Below are 20,629 nucleotides of genomic sequence, written 5' to 3' on the forward strand. Positions count from 1 at the left end.
ACCTGATGCCCTCACCCCGGCCCTCTCCCACAGGGAGAGGGAGAAAACCGGTGGCAGGAATAACAATGTGCTCGATCGGTTCCCTCTCCCTTGAGGGAGAGGGGTAGGGTGAGGGGGAGAACCCTGCGCAGAACTTACCCGATCTGCCCATTCCCCAAATGCTTCACGCGACGCTTCACCTCTTCCTGCTTGCCGGCGTTAAACGGACGCGCGTCCGGGCTGCCGAGATAGCCGCACACGCGACGGGTCACGGAGACGCGAGCCGCATCGTGGTTGCCGCATTTCGGGCAGGTAAAGCCTTTGCTCGTACACTCGAACTCACCGGTAAAGCCGCACTCGTAGCACTCGTCGATTGGCGTGTTGGTCCCGTAATACGGCACGTGCTGATAGCTATAATCCCACACGTCTTCCAGCGCCTTCAGGTTGTGCTGAATGTTCGGGTACTCGCCGTAGCAAATGAAGCCGCCGCTGGCGATCGGCGGATAGGCCGCTTCGAAGTCGATCTTGTCGTACGGGTTCACCTTTTTCTCCACGTCGAGGTGGAAGCTGTTGGTGTAATACCCTTTGTCGGTCACGCCTTCCACGATCCCGAACTCGGCGGTATCCAGACGGCAGAAGCGGTCGCACAGGTTCTCGCTCGGCGTGCTGTAGAGGCTAAACCCGTAGCCGGTTTCCTCTTTCCACTGGTCAACCGCGTCGCGCAGGCGCTGAACGATGGCGATGCCTTTTTCGCGCAGGGCCTCGCTGTCGTACATATGCGTATCGCCCGCCAGGGCGTTGATGGTCTCGTGAATACCGATATAGCCCAGCGAAATGGACGCGCGACCGTTTTTGAAGATCTCCGACACGTCATCGTCCGCTTTCAGACGTACCCCGCAGGCCCCTTCCATATAGAGGATCGGTGCGACGCGGGCCTTGACCCCTTCCAGACGTGCAATACGGGTCATCAGCGCCTTACGCGCCAGCTGCAGGCGCTCGTCCAGCAGCGTCCAGAATTCCGCTTCATTGCCTTTCGCCTCCAGCGCGATGCGCGGCAGGTTCAGGCTGATGACGCCCAGGTTGTTGCGCCCGTCGTGGATCTGCTCGCCGTTTTCATCTTCGTACACGCCGAGGAAGCTGCGGCAGCCCATTGGCGTTTTAAACGAACCGGTCACTTTGACGACCTGATCGTAGTTCAGGATGTCCGGATACATGCGCTTGCTCGCGCACTCCAGCGCCAGCTGTTTGATGTCGTAGTTCGGATCGCCAAACTTGTGGTTCAGGCCGTCGCGAATGGCGAACACCAGTTTCGGAAACACCGCCGTTTTGCGGTTTTTGCCGAGGCCGGAAATGCGGTTGCGCAGGATGGACTGCTGGATCAGGCGTGATTCCCAGCTGGTGCCCAGACCAAACCCGAAGGTTACAAACGGCGTCTGGCCGTTGGCGGTGTGCAGCGTGTTTACCTCATACTCCAGCGACTGGAAGGCGTCGTAGCACTCTTTCTCGGTGCGGGAGTGCGCGTAGCCGTCGGCGTCCGGGATCTGCCACTCTTCGGCCGTTTTACGATGCTTGTTGAAGCTTGCCGTCACGAACGGGGCCAGCACTTCATCAATGCGGTTAATCGTGGTGCCGCCATAAATATGGCTGGCGACCTGAGCGATAATCTGCGCGGTGACGGCGGTGGCCGTGGAGATTGATTTAGGCGGTTCAATCTCGGCGTTACCCATTTTAAAACCGTGGGTCAGCATGCCTTTCAGGTCGATCAGCATGCAGTTGAACATCGGGAAGAACGGCGAATAGTCGAGATCGTGGTAGTGAATTTCACCGCGCTCGTGCGCCGAGACCACGTCGCGCGGCAGCAGATGCTGACGGGCATAGTGTTTGGCAACGATACCGGCCAGCAGGTCGCGCTGGGTCGGGATCACTTTACTGTCTTTGTTGGCGTTTTCATTGAGCAGGGCGGAGTTGGTCTGCTCCACCAGGCCACGGATCTCCTGGTTCAGACGACCGCGCTTCTCACGCTGCACGTCACGATCGTGACGGTACTCAATGTAGGCGCGCGCCAGCTGCTTGTAGGGCCCCGCCATCAGCTGGTTCTCAACCGCGGTCTGGATCTCACTGATATCGACCTGGCTGCGTTCGTTCATCTGGCTGCTAACGACTTCTGCGACGGTGGCGCAGTAATCTGCGTCATCGACTCCCGCTGCTTTAGCTGCACGCAGAATGGCTTCCTGGATGCGCTCTGATTTAAACGGCACTTTACAGCCATCACGTTTCATCACATGCGGTGTCATGATCACTCCATTTTTTGAAAACAGGTTATCCACAGAGGTGGAGAAGTCATAACCGGGCATATTCCCCGCCGGGCCAAAGACTTCCCGCGTTCCCAGCTCGTGTTATCCACAATTCCGGCCAGCGTAAGCGCCGTCTTGTTGTTGGAATAGTAGACGATAAATACAAGATGTTGGGTCGGTGTGCATTTTAAGTGCTACATATAGTGATTTGCATCAAACATGTTTGCGATTTATTTGATGCAGAACAAAGTAAAAAGACGAGAGTACAAACGACGGGCGCTTCAGCGATTGTAAAGGCGCGAGAGAAAAATCTGATTATTTACTCAACAAAAACAGTAAAGTAAGCCGGGTGCTGAGCCGCACCCGGTAGAGAGAATTACTGCTGCAACCACCAGACGGCTTCAAACGGACGCAGCGACGTCGTTTGCGGTGCCGGGTAGTTACTCATCAGCACCTGCGACTTATCGCTGAGGGCGTCTGTCTGCCATTCCTGCGGCGTATTACACAGGTTCGCCGCCACCATCAGCGTCTGCCCCTGCCACTGACGACGGTAGCACCAAAGAGAAGGATGTTCCGGCAGAAGATCCTCATAATCTCCCCACGTCAGCACCGGCAGGGTTTTACGCAGGCCGATCAGCGACTGGTAGGTGTAGAACACCGAATCCGGGTCGTCGAGCGCGGCGCGGGCGTTCACCGTCTCGTAATTGTCGCAGACGCCAATCCACGGCTCGCCCTCGGTAAAGCCCGCATTGTGCGAAGCGTCCCACTGCATTGGGGTTCGCCCGTTATCGCGAGACTTACTCGCCAGAATCGCCAGTAATTCATCCGGTTCGCGGCCGTTGGCGCGCAGTTCGGCGAACATGTTCAGGCTTTCCACGTCGCGATAGTCGGTGATGCGGCTGAAGTGCGGGTTGGTCATCCCCAGCTCCTCGCCCTGGTAGATATACGGCGTGCCCTGCATGCCGTGCAGCACCATGCCGAGCATCTTCGCGGCCTGAACGCGGTATTCCCCTTCGTCACCAAAGCGCGACACGATGCGTGGCTGATCGTGGTTACACCAGAATAGCGCGTTCCAGGCCATGTTGTGCATCCCCTGCTGCCAGTGGCGGAAGAGGGTTTTCAGCGCCACGAAGTCCGGCTTCGCCTTAGTCCACTTTTCGCCGCCGGGATAGTCCACCTTCAGGTGGTGGAAGTTAAAGGTCATCGACAGCTCGCTGCCGTCGAGCGAGGCGTACTGCTGGCAATTCTCCAGCGAGGTCGAGGACATCTCGCCCACCGTCATCAGGTTGCGCGGGGTGAAGACGTCCCGGCTCATCTCCTGCAGATATTCGTGAACGCGCGGTCCGTCGGTGTAGAAGCGGCGGCCGTCTCCGGTGTTGTCGTCCGGGAAATCCTGGTCTTTTGAAATCAGGTTAATCACGTCGAGACGCAGGCCGTCCACGCCGCGATCGGCCCAGAACTCGCACACCTTTTTCAGCTCGGCGCGCACTTCAGGGTTCTCCCAGTTGAGATCCGCCTGCTCCGGCGCAAACAGGTGCAGATAATACTGCTCGCTCTCGGCGTGCCAGCGCCAGGCGTTGCCGCCAAACTTGGAGCGCCAGTTATTGGGAAGCTGCTCCGGCGTGCCGTCGCGCCAGATGTAGAACTGGCGGTACGGGCTCGCTTTGTTCAGCGACTCGCGGAACCAGGCGTGCTGGGTAGAGGTGTGGTTAAACACCATATCCAGCACGATACGGATGCCGCGCTCGTGCGCCCGGGCAACCAGCTCGTCGAAATCATCCAGCGTGCCGTAAGCCGGGTCGATGGCGGTGTAATTCGCCACGTCGTAGCCATTATCCACCTGCGGGGAGATATAAAACGGCGTCAGCCAGATGGCGTCGATGCCGAGGGTTTTCAGGTAGTCCAGACGCTGCGTCACGCCGCGCAGATCGCCGGTGCCGCTGCCGGTGGTATCTTGGAAGCTCTTTGGGTAAATCTGATAGATGACGCCGTTCTGCCACCAGTGAGGAAGGGTATTCATAATGCGTTCCTGCAAATGCGAAGGGGCGCAACTGCGCCCCGAAAGAAGAAGTTAAACAATCTGCAGCGAGCCCTGACGGAACTTACGCTGGTAAACCACTGTGGTGAGCGCCATAGGGACGATGATCGCGATGGCCATCGCCAGGGCAAACACCTGCCAGTAAGCGGGCTGGATGGAGAGGATGCCCGGCAGGCCGCCGACGCCAATCCCGTTCGCCATCACGCCGTTCAGACCACACACCAGGCCCGCCAGACCGGAACCGATCATCGCGCAGAGCATCGGGAAGCGGTATTTCAGGTTGATACCGTACATCGCCGGTTCTGTGACGCCGAGGTAAGCAGAGATGGCTGCCGGAACGGAGATCTCACGCTCGTTGTGCTTGCGGCTGACGATGATGATGCCAGTGACCGCCGACGCCTGTGCAATGTTAGACAGGGCGATAATCGGCCAGACCGGCGTGCCGCCGAGGCTCTGGATCATCTGCATATCAATGGCCAGCGTGGTCTGGTGCACGCCGGTGATCACCAGCGGGGCGTACAGGAAGCCAAACAGCGCGGCTCCAATCGGCGCGAAGCTGCCGGTCATCAGGTGACGCACCGCGAAGGCTACGCCGTCGCCGATCATGCGGCCAAACGGACCGATAAAGGCGTGCGCCAGGAACACCGCCAGGATCAGCGAGCAGACCGGCACCACCACCAGATAGAGGTAATCGGGCACGATGCGCTTCAGGCGCGTTTCAATAAAGCCCAGCGCCAGACCCGCCAGCAGGGCCGGAATGACCTGCGCCTGATAGCCCACTTTGGCGATAGTAAACAGGCCGAAGTTCCACACCTCAGGCACCTGCTGACCAAGTAAGTAAGCGTTCATTAACTGTGGAGAGACCAGCGTGACGCCCAGCACGATACCGAGAATCGGCGTGCCGCCCATTTTGCGCACCGCGGACCAGCAAATCCCGACCGGCAGATAGAAGAAGATCGCCTCGCCAATCAGCCACAGGAAATCGTAAACGGTTTTCAGCGCCGGATACATCTGCGCCAGGGTTTTGCCGTCGCTCATCGGCACATCGCCGATGACGTTACGGAAGCCTAAGATTAAGCCCCCGCTGATCAGCGCGGGCAGCAGCGGGAAGAAAATTTCCGCGAAGTGGGAAATCAGCTGCTCGTGCCACTTCATATTCTGGCGCGCGGCCTTCTTCGCCTGCTCTTTATCGGCAGAAGAGTGCCCGGTTGTCGCCAGCAGAGCCTGATAGTAATCGCCCACTTCGGTACCAATAACGACCTGGAACTGCCCGGCGTTGGTGAAGCAGCCTTTGACCATGGAAAGTTCTTCAATGGCCTTCGGGTTGGCTTTGGCCGGATCGTTCAGCACGAAGCGCAGGCGGGTAATGCAATGGCTGACGGTGGCGATGTTTTCGCGTCCGCCGACCAGGACGATCAGCCGATCGATATCTGCTTGTTTGACTTTACTCATCATGAAACCTCATGACAGATGGTGAGGGGGTGTAATGACCTGAGCGCAAGCCTACTCCTTCAGCGTGACGGCGAAAATGGGAACGTTCCCGAAATCAGGCGAAGATCACAATAATCTGTTTTAGAGGGGTTACGAAAGGTGAGCGGGAATGACGATCTGACGAGGCTCTGAACGCCCGTTTATCTGCTCGATCAGCTGCGCGGCGGCCTGTCTGCCGGACTCGGCGTAGCCCGGATCGACGGTGATGATCTCCGGGTGCAGGAACTTCATCAGCGGCGTGCTGCCGACGCTCGCCACCTGCAGGTTATCGATACGCTGCTCCTGCAGATATTTGCTGGCACCCAGCGCCAGGGTATCCGTGGCGCACACCAGCGCCGTGGTCTGCGGCGTCAGAACGCTGGCGACCTGCTCGTAGCCCTGCTTCATGCCCAGCCCCGGCAGGGAGGCCACGGCGGAGAGGTTGTGCTTTTTGCAAAAGGCCAGATACGCCTCATGGCGACGCTTGCCGGTGGTGACGTCCGCGTGCGGGACGCCGAGGAAGCTGATGTGACGATGGCCCTCGTCAAACAGGCGCTGCATCAGGGTAATGATCGCGCCCTCGTCGTCATAGCAGACGGAGGCAAAACCGTGTGCATCGCGCGCCAGCAGCACCAGCGAAGGCTGCCAGGGTTTCAGCATCTCGTCCTTAATGCCGGTAAAACCGAACAGCACCACGCCATCAATGTTGCGCCGCTGGAGCATCCCCAGATGCTCTTCAACCAGCTGCACAGAGAACTGGCTCTCCATCATGATCGGATCATACCCCTGCTCATAGAAGGCGGGCAGCATGGTCTGCACGGCGAGATTTTCAGACAGAGAGTCCAGACGAGAAACAATGATGGCGACGACTTTGTCACTCTGCCCGCGCATGGCGCGCGCGGAGCGGGAAGGGGAAAAACCGTGCTGATTCATGACCGCCTCAACGCGCTCGCGGGTGCGTTCGCTGACGCCGCTTTCGTTGTTCAGCACGCGTGAGACGGTCGATTTCCCCACGCCGCTTAAACGCGCGATGTCTTTAATCGTTAGGCGGTTCTGCATGCTGTATTCCCTGTAACAACGACAATGTAGTGAATTGAGCCTAATGCTATAGCGCGATTTCGCTATGGGCAAAGTCTGGTTTACGTTCGGTTTATTTGCAGGGGGGTATAATACCGCCCGAATCGTCATAAAGGGTATGCCTAAATCCCTGTACTGCGCGGCGACACCCTGTTTTTTTACTTACCGGAGGCTTCATGGATCCCGATCCCACACCTCTCCTGAACGGGAGAATGCGTTCTTTCCGGTAAGCCAGCTTTTGCTGTCTCACCGGCGTGAGGCAGCAACGTCTTAAACGTTCCTGCTTGAAAAATTGAGTGCCTCTCAGGTACGGCTTTGCCACGCCTGAAGGAATTGCTGCGTCCGCCCAGGCGGATGCGGAGGAATGACTATGTTTAAAAATATCACCCGGCAGCTGCAGGCCCTGCTGAGCCGCCACCTGCCACACCGTCTTGTTCAGCGCGACCCGCTGCCAAACGCCAAAAACATGGCGGGGGCGGCGATCCCCGCGTCCCTGACCGAACGCTGCCTGAACGTGGCGGCGATGGATGAAAACGAAGTCTGGCGCGCGTTCGGCGGACACCCGGAAGGGCTAAACGCGGCCGAAGTGGAAAAAATCCGCGCCGTGCACGGCGATAACCAGATCCCGGCGCAAAAGCCGTCTCCGTGGTGGGTGCACCTGTGGCTCTGCTACCGCAACCCGTTCAACCTGCTGCTGACCGTGCTCGGCCTCATCTCCTACGCGACGGAAGATCTGTTTGCCGCAGGGGTGATTGCCCTGATGGTGGGTATCTCCACGCTGCTGAACTTTATTCAGGAAGCCCGCTCCACCAAAGCGGCGGACGCCCTGAAGGCGATGGTCAGCAACACCGCGACCGTCTCGCGCGTGATTAACGATCTCGGCGAAAACGCCTGGGTGGAGCTGCCTATCGACCAGCTGGTGCCGGGCGATCTGGTGAAGCTGGCCGCGGGGGACATGATCCCGGCGGATTTACGCATTATCCAGGCGCGCGATCTGTTCGTCGCTCAGGCCTCGCTGACCGGGGAATCCCTGCCCGTTGAAAAGGTAGCGCGCAGCCGCGACCCGCAGCAGATGAACCCGCTTGAATGCGACACCCTGTGCTTTATGGGCACCACGGTGGTCAGCGGTACGGCGCAGGCGATTGTCACCGCCACCGGGGGCGACACCTGGTTTGGTCAGCTTGCCGGGCGCGTCAGCGAGCAGGAGAGCGAGCCGAACGCCTTCCAGAAAGGGATTGGTCGCGTCAGCATGCTGCTGATCCGCTTTATGATGGTGATGACGCCGATCGTGCTGCTGATCAACGGCTACACCAAGGGCGACTGGTGGGAAGCGGCGCTGTTCGCGCTCTCCGTGGCCGTTGGCCTGACGCCGGAAATGCTGCCGATGATCGTCACCTCCACGCTGGCGCGCGGGGCAGTGAAGCTCTCTAAACAGAAAGTGATCGTTAAACACCTCGACGCCATTCAAAACTTTGGCGCGATGGACATCCTCTGCACCGATAAAACCGGCACCCTGACGCAGGACAAAATCGTGCTGGAGAACCACACCGATATCTCCGGCAAAACCAGCGAGCGCGTCCTGCACAGCGCGTGGCTGAACAGTCATTACCAGACCGGGCTGAAAAACCTGCTCGACGTCGCGGTGCTGGAAGGGGTGGACGAGGAATCCGCCCGCACGCTCTCCGGCCGCTGGCAGAAGGTGGATGAGATCCCGTTCGACTTCGAGCGCCGCCGCATGTCGGTGGTGGTGAGCGAGCAGACGGACGTGCATCAGCTGATCTGCAAAGGGGCGCTGCAGGAGATCCTCAACGTGTCGACGCAGGTTCGCTATAACGGCGACATCGTGCCGCTGGACGACACCATGCTGCGCCGCATCAAGCGCGTCACCGACAACCTGAACCGTCAGGGGCTGCGCGTGGTGGCGGTCGCGAGCAAGTTCCTGCCCGCGCGCGAGGGGGACTATCAGCGTATCGACGAATCCGATCTAATCCTCGAGGGCTACATCGCCTTCCTCGATCCGCCGAAAGAGACCACCGCGCCGGCGCTGAAAGCGCTGAAGGCGAGCGGTATTACCGTCAAAATTCTCACCGGCGACAGCGAGCTGGTGGCGGCCAAAGTGTGCCATGAAGTGGGGCTGGACGCGGGCGACGTGGTGGTGGGAAGCGATATTGAGCACCTGTCCGACGACGAGCTGGCGAAGCTTGCCCAGCGTACCACGCTGTTTGCCCGCCTGACGCCGATGCACAAAGAGCGCATCGTCACCCTGCTTAAGCGTGAAGGGCACGTGGTGGGCTTTATGGGCGACGGCATCAACGACGCGCCCGCGCTGCGTGCGGCGGATATCGGTATCTCCGTCGATGGCGCGGTGGATATCGCCCGCGAAGCGGCGGATATTATCCTGCTGGAAAAGAGCCTGATGGTGCTGGAGGAGGGCGTGATCGAAGGGCGCCGTACCTTCGCCAATATGCTCAAGTACATCAAGATGACCGCCAGCTCCAACTTCGGTAACGTCTTCAGCGTGCTGGTGGCGAGCGCGTTTCTGCCGTTCCTGCCGATGCTGCCGCTGCATCTGCTGATCCAGAACCTGATGTACGACGTGTCGCAGGTAGCGATCCCGTTTGATAACGTCGACGACGAGCAGATCCAGAAGCCGCAGCACTGGAACCCGACGGATCTGGGGCGCTTTATGCTGTTCTTTGGGCCGATCAGCTCCATCTTCGACATCCTGACCTTCTGCCTGATGTGGTTTGTGTTCCACGCCAACACCCCGGAACACCAGACGCTGTTCCAGTCCGGCTGGTTCGTGGTGGGTCTGCTGTCGCAGACGCTGATTGTGCACATGATCCGCACCCGCCGCATTCCGTTCATCCAGAGCCGCGCCGCGTGGCCGCTGATTGTGATGACGGGGATTGTGATGGCGCTCGGCATCGCGCTGCCGTTCTCGCCGCTGGCAGGCTACCTGCAGCTGCAGGCGCTGCCGCTGAGCTACTTCCCGTGGCTGGTGGCGATCCTCGCGGGCTATATGGTGCTGACGCAGATGGTGAAAGGATTCTATGCGCGTCGGTACGGGTGGCAGTAATTTTTTACCCTCACCCTAACCCTCTCCCTGGAAGGGAGAGGGGACCGCTTGGTGCCGCCTTTCACCCTCGCTCCTTTGGGGTGAGGGGGCTGGCTTTCCTCCCAAATTCAACAACCTGTGATCTCCGTCGGCGCATTCGCTTGACGACAAATTGAGCGCATGTTAACAGAATGTTTTGCCTTTATTTGGCCCGTCAGATAAGGAACATTCATGTTACGGTACAGTCTCTTAACCGCCGGGCTGATGCTCGGCGCCTCTGCGTTTGCCGCCCCGGCAGGCGATCTCCCTTTGATGCCCTGGCCTGCGAAGGTCGAACGCCCGACGACCCAGGGCGCGCTGGTGCTCAACAACAACGTATCCATTAGCGTCAGCGGGGACGATCTCGGTGACGCCGTCAACCGCCTGCGCCAGCGCATTGCCCTGCAAACCGGCTGGACGCTGCAGCCCCAGGCCGACAAGCCTGAAAAGCCGACCATCCGTATCGCGATTGCCAAAAAGGTAAAACCGCAGCCGCTGCCGGACAGCGATGAAAGCTATAGGCTCACGGTGGATGCCGACGGCGTCGATATCTCCGCCAACACCCGCTTCGGCGCGCTGCGCGCCATGGAAACGCTGCTTCAGCTGATGCAGAACGGGGCGGAAAACACCTCGCTGCCGTGGGTCACCATTGAAGATTCGCCGCGCTTCCCGTGGCGCGGGCTGCTGCTCGACTCGGCGCGTCACTTTATTCCGCTGCCGGATATCAAGCGCCAGATCGACGGCATGGCCGCGGCGAAGCTCAACGTCCTGCACTGGCACTTAACCGACGATCAGGGCTGGCGCTTCAGTTCGAAGCGCTACCCTAAGCTGACGCAGCTTGCCAGCGACGGGCTGTTCTACACGCCGGAACAGATGCGCGAGGTGGTGCGTTACGCCGCCGAACGCGGTATCCGCGTGGTGCCGGAGATCGACATGCCGGGCCACGCCTCGGCGATTGCCGTAGCCTATCCGGAGCTGATGAGCGCCCCGGGGCCGTACGCCATGGAGCGCCACTGGGGCGTGCTGAAGCCGGTATTAGATCCCACAAAAGAGGCAACCTACGCCTTTGCTGACGCGATGGTCAGCGAACTGGCGGCGATCTTCCCCGATCCGTATCTGCATATCGGCGGCGATGAGGTCGATGACAGCCAGTGGAAAGCGAATGCCGCGATCCAGAACTTCATGCGTGACAACAGGCTGGCGGACAGCCACGCGCTGCAGGCGTATTTCAACCGCAGGCTGGAAACAGTCCTTGAGAAGCATCACCGGCAGATGGTCGGCTGGGATGAGATCTACCATCCCGACCTGCCGAAAAGCATTCTGATCCAGTCCTGGCAGGGGCAGGACGCGCTGGGGCAGGTGGCGCAGAACGGCTACAAGGGCATTCTTTCCACCGGTTTCTATCTCGACCAGCCCCAGTCCACCGCCTATCACTACCGCAACGAAATCGTGCCGCAGGGGCTGAACGGCGTGGATGTGATTGCAGACACCGACAGCGTCCAGAGCTGGGCCTTTTCCATGCCGCGCCTGAAGGGCAAACCGGTGGAGGGGAGTTTTACGCTGGTGAAAGGGGATTCAGGCTGGCGCGGGTTTATTGATTTTGCCGGGAAATCGCGCCGCGCGGTGCAGGATATTGAATGGCGCGATGACAGCCAGGTCACGTTCACCGTCGACACGTGGATGGGCGCGACGCGCCCGGTGGTTTCCGTCGATAACGACAAGCTCACCGGCTATTTCCTGGTGGGGAATACGCGTTACCCAATCAGCGGCACGCGTCTGGACGCGGTGCCGAAAGGCATTCCGCCGGTCGTGCCGGACGTGGCGAATCAGGCCAACCTGCTCGGCGGGGAAGCCGCTCTGTGGGCGGAAAACGTGGTGGCGCCGGTGCTGGATATCCGCCTGTGGCCGCGCACCTTCGCGGTGGCGGAACGGCTGTGGTCCGCGCAGGACGTCAACGACGTCGACAACATGTACACCCGCCTGCAGGCGATGGACAGCTGGTCGACGGTGTCTGTCGGGCTGCAGCAGCATACCCAGCAGCAGGTGCAGTTCACGCGCCTTGCCGGTAATGCCGACACGCTGCCGCTGCAGATCCTCGCTCAGGCGGTAGAGCCCGCGCAGTATTACACCCGCCAGCACCTGAAGTTTCAGGCGGGAAATTATCATCAGTTCGAACCGCTCAACCGCTTCGCCGATGCGCTGAACGCCGAAAGCGCCACCGTGCGCCAGATGAACAAATGGGCGGACCGCCTGGTGAGCGATGCGGAAGACGCGGAAAGCGCCGACGCGCTGCGCCACGTCTTTAACCGCTGGCAGAGCAACACCAGCGACGCGCTGGCGCTAAGCGAAAACAGCTATCAGCTGAAGGCGATGAAGCCGGTGATCCAGGAGGTGGATAAGCTGGCCTCCATTGGCCTGAGGCTGACGGATCTGGTGGCGCGCCAGGGCACGCTGGATGATAAAGAGATAGCCTCGATTCAGAGCGAGCTGGATAACGCGGCGAAGGTTCAGGACGAAGTGGTGATTGCGGCGGTCTATCCGCTGGAGACGCTGCTCAGGGCGACGCGGAATCAGTAGCAAGCAACAAAAAAGGCAGCCTGGGCTGCCTTTTTTTATCGCCAAAGCGAATTAGCGACGTACTGCAATCGCTTCGATTTCAATTTTCACGTCTTTTGGCAGACGGGCCACTTCCACGCAGGAGCGCGCCGGGAAGGTGGCGTTGTGCTCGGTGAAGAACGCTTCGTAAGTGGCGTTAACGGTCGCGAAATCGTTCAGATCTTTCACGAACACGGTGGTTTTCACGATATCGCCCACTTTCAGACCGGCAGATTCAACGATAGCCTGCACGTTTTCCAGCGACTGACGCGCCTGTGCCGCGACGTCTTCCGGCACCGCGCCGGTTTTTGGGTTCACCGGGATCTGACCGGAAGTGATGATCATGCTACCCAGATCAACGCCCTGAACGTAAGGGCCGATAGCCGCTGGTGCATTTTCCGTCGCGAGTACTTTGCTCATGTTTTCTCCAGAATTACAGCGTTAAGAATGTTCCCGGCCATTATAACAGCCGGGATTTCATTACCAACCTCAATTAGTTGGCCAGCACCACATAATGAGAAAACTCTTTTTCGCAGTATTTGCATTTGAGCGCGATGTCATCGGCGCGTTTTTTCACTGCAAAGCTGGAAGACACCGGCTCAGCATGACTGATGCAGTTGCTGTTCGGGCAGACCAGCACGCTTTCGATGCGATCCGGCAGGCTCGGACGGGATTTGCCGACCACTTCATACTCGTCGATACGGTTGACGGTGGCGTCCGGCGCGTACAGCGACAGCTGGTTGACCTGCTCGTCGGTCAGGAAGGTGTTCTCGATTTTGATCAGGTCCTTGCGGCCCATCTCGCCCGACGGCAGGTTCAGGCCGATGGTGATGCGCTGGTCGGTTTCGGTCAGTTTGAACAGCGTCAGCAGCTTAAAGCCCACCTGCGCAGGGATGTGGTCAATCACGGTGCCGCGCTTGATGGCTTCAACCTGGAGTTTGTTATCGTGTGTCATGGTCGTTTCCCCTTACAGTGCCAATTCGCGATTCAGAACCAGTGCCAGTAACGCCTGGCGGGCGAAGATGCCGTTTCCGGCCTGCTGGAAGTACCAGGCGTGCGGCGTCTTATCCACGTCTGTGGTGATCTCATCGATGCGCGGCAGCGGATGCAGCACCTTCATATTGTCGCGCGCGCCCGCGAGGTCGCTGGCGCGCAGCACGAACTGCGCCTTCACGTTGGCGTATTCGGACGGATCCAGACGCTCTTTCTGCACGCGGGTCATGTAGAGAATATCCACGTGGCTCATCACCTCTTCGATGCTGGCGTGCAGGCTCCACTGAATGCCTTTCTCATCCAGCATGTCGAGAATGTACTGCGGCATCGCCAGCGCGTCAGGCGCGATGAAGAAGAAGCGGTTGCCGTTAAATTTCGCCAGCGCCTGGGTCAGGGAGTGGACGGTGCGGCCATATTTCAGGTCGCCGACCATGGCGATATTCAGGTTCTCGAGCTTGCCCTGCGTCTCCTGAATGGTAAACAGATCCAGCAGGGTCTGCGTTGGGTGCTGGTTGGCACCGTCACCGGCGTTCAGCACCGGAATGCCGCCGGAAAACTCGGTCGCCAGGCGCGCCGCGCCCTCCTGCGGATGACGCATCACAATCGCGTCGACGTAGGTGCTGATCACTGAAATGGTGTCCGCCAGGGTTTCGCCTTTTTTACCCAGCGACGTGTTGCTGCTGTCCGAGAAGCCCACCACGCTCGCGCCCAGGCGGTGCATGGAGGTTTCAAAGGAGAGGCGGGTGCGGGTCGAGGCTTCGAAGAAGCAGCTCGCAATCACCTTGTGCTTCAGCAGCTCCGGTTGCGGATTGGCCTTCAGTTTTGCCGCGGTTTCCAGAACCAGTTCCAGCTCTTCGCGGCTGAGGTCGTTTATGGAAATGATGTGTTTTTGATAAAGCGGATTCATGTTTATCTCCTGACGCCGGGCAAAAAAAAGCCCCTCAAATGAGGGGCTCTGGGAATAGGTTTAGCAACGGGAAGAAAAACGGCAGGCCAGCGTCTGATTTCAGACGCGGTAAGACGTTATGTCGTACACGCTTGACCATGCTTCCTCCCGGCAAATTGTCGGGCATTATACGCAGCTCGCTTTTCGGATCAAGCGATTTAATGCACGCTTTACTCAATGCAAACGGTTCTTTATGAATATTAATGCGTTCTGAGTAAATAATTAATTTGCTTATGCACCAGTGCGGTGCGCTTCACGACCCGGGGAGCGACCCAGACGATACTGCTGCCGGCCACCACGCCTAAAATTTCCGGCAGCTGGTGATAATCCAGAATACGCGCCACCGCGCGGCCATATCCGGCGACGGTATGAACAAGGATAAACTCGCTATTGTGCTCCACGCTGACCACCATTTCGGACACGGTACGCGCGGCGTCGGGGGCAGGGCGCAGCTGGGGATTCAGCGAATAAATCTTTAGCCCTTTGGCATTTCGAATTTTTATGACGCCGAGCAATTTAAGCAGACGTGAAACGGTGGACTGGCTGATGGTTTCAAAACCACGCTCCTGCAAATCCCGGCGGATCTCCTCCTGAGAGAGATAGCTCTTTTCTGCGATCAGGCGCTGGCAGACCGTCAGCTGTAGTTGCTCTTTGGGAGAGTACTCTTCGTAATCCATCATAGTTCCCATATCAGTTCCTGAAATAACCGGTGGCACCGCACCGATCCGTAGGCCGGATAAGCGCAGCGCCATCCGGCAAATCACAACAAGGCACCCAGACTTAACGCCACCATAATCACCACCGTTAAAATGCCCAGCAGCGGCGCCACCCATTTCAGATAGCGCACGTAGGGCACGCGGGCGATAGCCAGCCCGCCCATCACGACGGCAGAAGTGGGCGTGACGAGGTTAACGATGCCGGAGGCCGACTGGTAAGCCGTCACCACCAGGTCGCGGTTGACGTTAGCGAAATCGGCAAGCGGCGCCATGATCGGCATCGTCAGAACGGCCAGGCCGGATGAAGAAGGCACAAGAAACGACAGCACGACCTCCAGCCAGTACATCACGTTAATAAACGCTACCGTGGACAACCCGCTGACCAGCCCTTCCGCGCTGTGCAAAATGGTGTGGGTAATCATGCCCTTATCCATGATGACTACGATACCGCGCGCGATGCCGATAATCAGCGCGACGCCCAGCAAATCTCGCGCGCCGTTGATAAACGTCGACGTCAGCTCCTCTTCGCTCATGCGGGCAATCAGGCCGACGATAATCGCGCTGGCGAGAAACACCGCTGAGATCTCTGCCATCCACCAGCCCAGCACCGCCACGCCGTAGATCATCACCGCGAAGGCGAGGGCGAAAATCACCAGGATGAGTTTGCGCACCGGGGTAAATTCCAGCGACTGTTCGCCCTTGTCGCCGAGGAAGTGGGCGCGGTTCTCTTCCTGTTTGTCTGCGACGATCGACAGCGACGGATCCTGGCGCACCTTACGGGCGTAACGCATCACCCACGCCACGCAGATGACCCAGCCGATGACCAGCAGCGCCACGCGCAGGGCGATGCCGTTAGTGAAGGGGATCCCGGCGGCGTTGGCGGCGATCACCGTGGCAAACGGGTTAATGGTAGAGCCGAGCGTGCCGATCCCCGCCCCGAGCAGCACGGTAGAGGCGGCGACAACCGGATCGAACCGGGCGGCCAGCATCACCGGTACCAGCAGGGTGTAGAACGGCAGCGACTCTTCGGCCATGCCGTAAATCGTGCCGCCTGCGGCAAACAGCGCCATCAGGATCGGGATCATCCACTCCTCGCGCCCGCGCAGCTGGGTGGTGACGCGCTCGATCCCTGCGTCAATCGCCCCGGTTTTGGTGACGATCCCGAGAAAACCGCCGATGATCAGGATAAACAGCGCGACGTCGATCGCCCCGGCCTGGCCGGAGACCGGATCGTACAGCCCGGCGATGGGCGCCATCAGGACGGAAACCAGCCCCTGCGGATGTGCCGCCACGTGGGCGTACGTTCCGGCAATCGGGACTTCTTTACCGAGGGTTTCGTTCAACGCCATCTGGTACTGACCGGCGGGGACGACCCAGCTCAGCGCCGCCACAACGGCAATCAGGAAAAAGAGAATGGTGTAAGCGGAGGGAAACTTAAACTTGCCCATGATGTTCTCCTTAAACCCGGCGCACCCCGCGGCGCGCCGGGCGGTGATTAGTCGCCGAGTGTCGCCACCATGACCGCTTTAATGGTGTGCATGCGGTTCTCTGCTTCGTCGAAGACGATGGAGTTCGGTGATTCGAAGACCTCTTCCGTCACCTCCAGCCCCTTCAGGCCGTAGGCCATCTCGATCTCGCGGCCCACTTTGGTGTGTTCGTTGTGGAACGCCGGCAGGCAGTGCATAAACTTGACGTTCGGGTTGCCGGTGGCTTTCATCACGTCCGCGTTGATTTGATACGGCTTCATCAGGCTGACGCGCTCGGCCCAGGCCTCCTTCGGCTCGCCCATGGAGACCCACACGTCGGTGTAGAGGAAATCGGTCCCCCGCACGCCTTCTTCCACGTCGTCGGTGAGGGTGATGCGCGCGCCCGTCTCTTTCGCGATGGCGCGGCACTGCTCAACCAGCCCGGCTTCCGGCCAGAAGGATTTCGGCGCGACGAGGCGGATATCCATCCCCATCTTGGCCGCGCCGACCATCAGCGAGTTGCCCATGTTGTTACGCGCGTCGCCGAGATAGGCAAAGCTCAGCTCCGGCAGGGTTTTGCCCGGCGCGTGCTCCAGCATGGTCATCAGGTCGGCGAGGATCTGCGTTGGGTGGAACTCGTCGGTCAGGCCGTTCCACACCGGCACGCCCGCGTATTCGCCCAGCTCTTCGACGATGGCCTGGCCGTAGCCGCGGTATTCGATGCCGTCATACATGCGGCCCAGCACGCGGGCGGTGTCTTTCATCGACTCTTTATGGCCGATCTGCGAGCCGCTTGGGCCGAGATAGGTGACCTGCGCGCCTTGGTCGAACGCGCCCACTTCAAAGGCGCAGCGGGTGCGGGTGGAGGTTTTTTCAAAAATCAGGGCGATGTTTTTCCCGACCAGGGTTTGCTTTTCACGTCCGGCTTTTTTGGCCGCTTTCAGCTCGATGGCGAGGTCGATCAGGTACTGGATCTCCGCCGGGGTGTAGTCCAGCAGTTTCAGGAAGTTGCGGTTTTTCAGGTTGATGGTCATGTGGGAAATCCTTTTAAAAATTTAGCTGTCTGGTGCCCTCACCCCAGCCCTCTCCCACGGGGAGAGGGTGTAATCGTCTCCTCTCCCTTAGGGAGAGGGTTAGGGTGAGGGGAAAACGACTCAGTTACGAATCAACGTGCCTTTCTCGCCCGCCAGGATCTCCGCGCCGTCGGCCAGCGCGCCGATCCCGGCAATGCCGTTGCAGGCCTCAACAAACTCGCGGCAGGCGGCCACTTTCGGCCCCATCGATCCGGCGTCGAACTGCATGCCTCTGAGCAGCTCCGGCGTCACCTGCGCCAGCGGGCGCTGGGTCGGCTTGCCCCAGTCGAGGTACACCGCGTCGGCATCGGTCAGGATCAGCAGGGCGTCGGCCTCGATCTGGCGCGCCAGCAGGGCGGCGGAGAGGTCTTTGTCGATCACCGCCTCAATGCCGCGATAGCCGTTGGCGTTCTCCACTACCGGTACGCCGCCGCCGCCGTTGCAGATCACCAGGTGATCGCGCTGGATCAGCGCCGTGATGGCGTCGCTCTCGACGATGCGTTTCGGCTGCGGTGATGGCACCACGCGGCGGACGTAGCTGCCGTCGGCCTTGAACACCCAGCCTTTTTCCGCCGCCAGGCTTTTCGCCTGGGCTTCGCTGTACACCGGGCCGATGTATTTGGTCGGGTTGCTGAAGGCCGGGTCGGCGGCGTCCACTTCCACCTGGGTGAGCAGGACGCTCACCTCGCGCTGCGGCAGATTGTTTTTCAGCGCCTGCTGGAGCATGTAGCCGATCATTCCCTGGCTTTCGGCGCCGAGAACGTCCAGCGGGTAGGGCGTGACTTTGTCGTAGGCGCTGTTCTGCAGCGCCAGCAGCCCGACCTGCGGCCCGTTGCCGTGCACCAGCACCACGCGCCACTGTTCTGTTAATCCGGCGATGGTGCGCGCGGCCTGTTCGATGTTCTGGCGCTGGATTTCGGCTTCCAGCGGCTCGCCGCGCTTGAGCAGCGCGTTGCCGCCGAGGGCCACAACCAGAGTGGGTTTTCGTTCCATGATGGCTCCTTTAAATTCCGTCGCGTTCCAGCGGGCAGCTCATGCAGCGCGCGCCGCCGCGGCCGCGTCCGAGCTCATCGCCCGGGATAGGCAGCACGGTGATGCCCGCTTTGTCGTACTTCTCGTTGGTCCAGACGTTGCGCTCGTAGCCAATCACCACGCCCGGGCGAATGGTCAGCACGTTGTTGGCGTCGTTCCACTGCTCGCGTTCGGCTTCAAAGGCGTCGCCGCCGGTGGTGATCAGGCGCACCTGGTTAATGCCGAGCGCTTTCTCGATGGCGTGCAGCAGGTCGGTTTCCTGGGTGCGCAGCAGGCCGCCGCGTCCGTCCGGGGTGAGCGTCCAGCACTGGGCGTCCTTGCGCACCACTTCCGGGTAGACGGAGAAGGTGTCCACGTCGATGTGGGTCATCACGGTGTCGAGGTGCATGCAGGAGCGGTGTTTTGGCAGCTCAACGGCGATCACGCGCTCGGCCTGACGGTGTTTGAACAGGCTGTTGGCGAGGAACTCCACGCCCTGCGGCGTCGTGCGTTCGGACATGCCGATCAATACCGCCCCGCGGCCAATCACCAGTACGTCGCCGCCTTCTAGCGTGGCGTGGTCGTAATTAATATTCTCGTCGCCGAAATACTTAATAAAATCGCCGTCGGCAAACGCCGGATGCCAGCGATATATTGCCCGCAGGTTATTGGTTTCACGCTGACGGGCCGGTTTCGCCATGGGGTTAATAGAGACGCCGTTATAAATCCAGCACGAGGTATCGCGGGTAAATAAATGGTTCGGCAGCGGCTTCATAATAAAATCATTCGCCGTGTGGGTATCCACCACCATATTTTTAATGGCCGCCGGAATTTCGCCGTAGGTTAATCCGCCGCTTAATCTGCGCGCCAGTTCGCGGTGCGGCATATCCGCCAGCCAGCCGCGCACGTCGCCGGCAAAGGTCGGGCCGAGGCGATAGTCAGAGATTTGGGTATCCAGAAGCCAGGCTTTCGCCTCTGCAATATCAAGGGTTTGTGTCAGAAGGTCGGTCAACAGCAGGACTTCCACACCCTGCTCGCGCAGCGTGTTTGCGAAGATGTCATGCTCCTCACCCGCCCGCTCAACCGAGAGCACGTCATCGAAAAGCAGCTCCTGACAGTTTGATGGCGTTAAACGTTTCAGACTTAAATTAGGACGATGCAGCATAACGCTACGCAATTGACCAATTTCAGAACCGACGTAATGCTTTTCCATAATTATTCCTTTAACTGTTTTTCAGAATAAAAAGGGCATGCGCCATGTGATGTTTTTAATTTCATGGCGGCTAAGCTCAATTGATTTCGTGATTCATACTAGGCAGTTAAATAATCCGTATTGTGATATCGCTCACGCGAAACTGGATATTAAGGGGTTTGTTTTCATTTGCATGATTCGCGTCAGATAATGATTGATTTCATATTATTGAGGGGTGAATAGCTAAGCAGGATCCGCTGGCATTATTCGAGGTTGTTATTATTTTGTAGATTTTAATCTTTTGAAATACATTGTTATGTATCTGATTTTAAATGAAAAAAATCATTATCAAGAATGGCTATGCAATTAACGTAATTAACTATTTTCGACTTAAGGAAAATCAATAAATAATTATGGTTTTTTAGAGCAAATTATCAAAACAGTAAAGTGTGAGACGGCAACGGGTTTTGTTAATTAGAGAGCATGATCAAGAGGTTAGAAGAGTCGTCCGATAAGCGTTGATCGAGGTTATGCATAACCCCTGCATAATTGCCTGGGCAGGATTAACAGTGGGTTAACACCTTTCCCGATAAACATGCGCTCGCGCAAACCTCTTTGAAAAAGGGCTGGTATGGCAGTCTTAACTCTCGTATAAAAGATAAAAATGAAACGTTGTTTTACG

The 20,629-nt window shown here is 58.9% G+C and carries 15 protein-coding genes and 1 pseudogene; 3 read left to right on the forward strand and 13 right to left on the reverse strand.

What is annotated here, in order from left to right; all coding sequences use genetic code 11:
- Positions 1 to 134 precede the first annotated feature (134 nt).
- The 4 genes from nrdD to treR all read right to left on the reverse strand — a co-directional run bounded on the left by nrdD (position 135) and on the right by treR (position 6,840).
- A complete protein-coding gene (nrdD, locus tag NWV12_RS02305; protein ID WP_032662478.1) occupies positions 135 to 2,273 on the reverse strand; it encodes an anaerobic ribonucleoside-triphosphate reductase in 2,139 nt (712 codons plus the stop codon).
- A gap of 376 nt (positions 2,274 to 2,649) precedes the next feature.
- Entirely contained in the window at positions 2,650 to 4,293 is a 1,644-nt protein-coding gene (treC, locus tag NWV12_RS02310) for an alpha,alpha-phosphotrehalase (protein WP_048980696.1), read from the reverse strand.
- 51 nt (positions 4,294 to 4,344) lie between these two features.
- Entirely contained in the window at positions 4,345 to 5,763 is a 1,419-nt protein-coding gene (treB, locus tag NWV12_RS02315) for a PTS trehalose transporter subunit IIBC (RefSeq protein WP_029739268.1), read from the reverse strand.
- Positions 5,764 to 5,892: 129 nt separating this feature from the next.
- Positions 5,893 to 6,840, reverse strand: coding sequence for a trehalose operon repressor TreR (gene treR, locus NWV12_RS02320; protein WP_023310194.1), 948 nt, complete (start codon positions 6,838 to 6,840; stop codon positions 5,893 to 5,895).
- A gap of 388 nt (positions 6,841 to 7,228) precedes the next feature.
- Between treR and mgtA the strand changes: the two genes are divergently transcribed.
- Positions 7,229 to 9,937, forward strand: a complete 2,709-nt coding sequence (gene mgtA / locus NWV12_RS02325; RefSeq protein WP_048980694.1) for a magnesium-translocating P-type ATPase — start codon at positions 7,229 to 7,231, stop codon at positions 9,935 to 9,937.
- A 210-nt stretch (positions 9,938 to 10,147) separates the two neighbouring features.
- Positions 10,148 to 12,532, forward strand: coding sequence for a beta-N-acetylhexosaminidase (locus NWV12_RS02330; RefSeq protein WP_048980692.1), 2,385 nt, complete (start codon positions 10,148 to 10,150; stop codon positions 12,530 to 12,532).
- A gap of 51 nt (positions 12,533 to 12,583) precedes the next feature.
- Here NWV12_RS02330 and ridA read toward each other — a convergent pair whose 3' ends face one another.
- From ridA to NWV12_RS02350, 4 genes are all read right to left on the reverse strand, one after another.
- Positions 12,584 to 12,970 (reverse strand): 2-iminobutanoate/2-iminopropanoate deaminase, encoded by a 387-nt coding sequence (gene ridA, locus NWV12_RS02335; protein WP_008501391.1) that lies wholly within the window; start codon positions 12,968 to 12,970, stop codon positions 12,584 to 12,586.
- A 73-nt stretch (positions 12,971 to 13,043) separates the two neighbouring features.
- Complete coding sequence (pyrI, locus tag NWV12_RS02340; protein WP_023310197.1) at positions 13,044 to 13,505, reverse strand: aspartate carbamoyltransferase regulatory subunit; 462 nt, start codon at positions 13,503 to 13,505, stop codon at positions 13,044 to 13,046.
- Positions 13,506 to 13,517: 12 nt separating this feature from the next.
- Positions 13,518 to 14,450 carry an aspartate carbamoyltransferase gene (pyrB, locus tag NWV12_RS02345; protein WP_048980690.1) on the reverse strand — a complete coding sequence of 311 codons (933 nt, stop codon included), beginning with the start codon at positions 14,448 to 14,450 and terminating at the stop codon, positions 13,518 to 13,520.
- Positions 14,451 to 14,484: 34 nt separating this feature from the next.
- A complete protein-coding gene (locus NWV12_RS02350; RefSeq protein WP_022646880.1) occupies positions 14,485 to 14,589 on the reverse strand; it encodes a pyrBI operon leader peptide in 105 nt (34 codons plus the stop codon).
- Here NWV12_RS02350 and NWV12_RS02355 point away from each other — a divergent pair.
- A pseudogene (locus NWV12_RS02355) lies at positions 14,569 to 14,686 on the forward strand (hypothetical protein). The gene NWV12_RS02350 and the pseudogene NWV12_RS02355 overlap by 21 nt on opposite strands.
- Positions 14,687 to 14,689: 3 nt before the next feature.
- Here the strand turns inward: NWV12_RS02355 and NWV12_RS02360 are convergent.
- The 5 genes from NWV12_RS02360 to arcA all read right to left on the reverse strand — a co-directional run bounded on the left by NWV12_RS02360 (position 14,690) and on the right by arcA (position 19,968).
- The gene (locus NWV12_RS02360) at positions 14,690 to 15,169 is read right to left on the reverse strand and encodes an arginine repressor (protein WP_029739272.1); all 480 of its coding nucleotides are present in this window, start codon (positions 15,167 to 15,169) and stop codon (positions 14,690 to 14,692) included.
- Between the two features lie 80 nt (positions 15,170 to 15,249).
- Positions 15,250 to 16,653 carry a YfcC family protein gene (locus NWV12_RS02365; protein ID WP_048980689.1) on the reverse strand — a complete coding sequence of 468 codons (1,404 nt, stop codon included), beginning with the start codon at positions 16,651 to 16,653 and terminating at the stop codon, positions 15,250 to 15,252.
- Between the two features lie 47 nt (positions 16,654 to 16,700).
- Positions 16,701 to 17,705, reverse strand: a complete 1,005-nt coding sequence (gene argF, locus NWV12_RS02370; protein WP_023310201.1) for an ornithine carbamoyltransferase — start codon at positions 17,703 to 17,705, stop codon at positions 16,701 to 16,703.
- A 120-nt stretch (positions 17,706 to 17,825) separates the two neighbouring features.
- A complete protein-coding gene (gene arcC / locus NWV12_RS02375) occupies positions 17,826 to 18,737 on the reverse strand; it encodes a carbamate kinase (protein ID WP_048980687.1) in 912 nt (303 codons plus the stop codon).
- A 10-nt stretch (positions 18,738 to 18,747) separates the two neighbouring features.
- A complete protein-coding gene (gene arcA, locus NWV12_RS02380; protein WP_029739276.1) occupies positions 18,748 to 19,968 on the reverse strand; it encodes an arginine deiminase in 1,221 nt (406 codons plus the stop codon).
- Between the last annotated feature and the right edge of the window lie 661 nt (positions 19,969 to 20,629).

The organism is Enterobacter sp. Crenshaw (assembly GCF_024734705.1).
Classification (GTDB): domain Bacteria; phylum Pseudomonadota; class Gammaproteobacteria; order Enterobacterales; family Enterobacteriaceae; genus Enterobacter; species Enterobacter asburiae_B.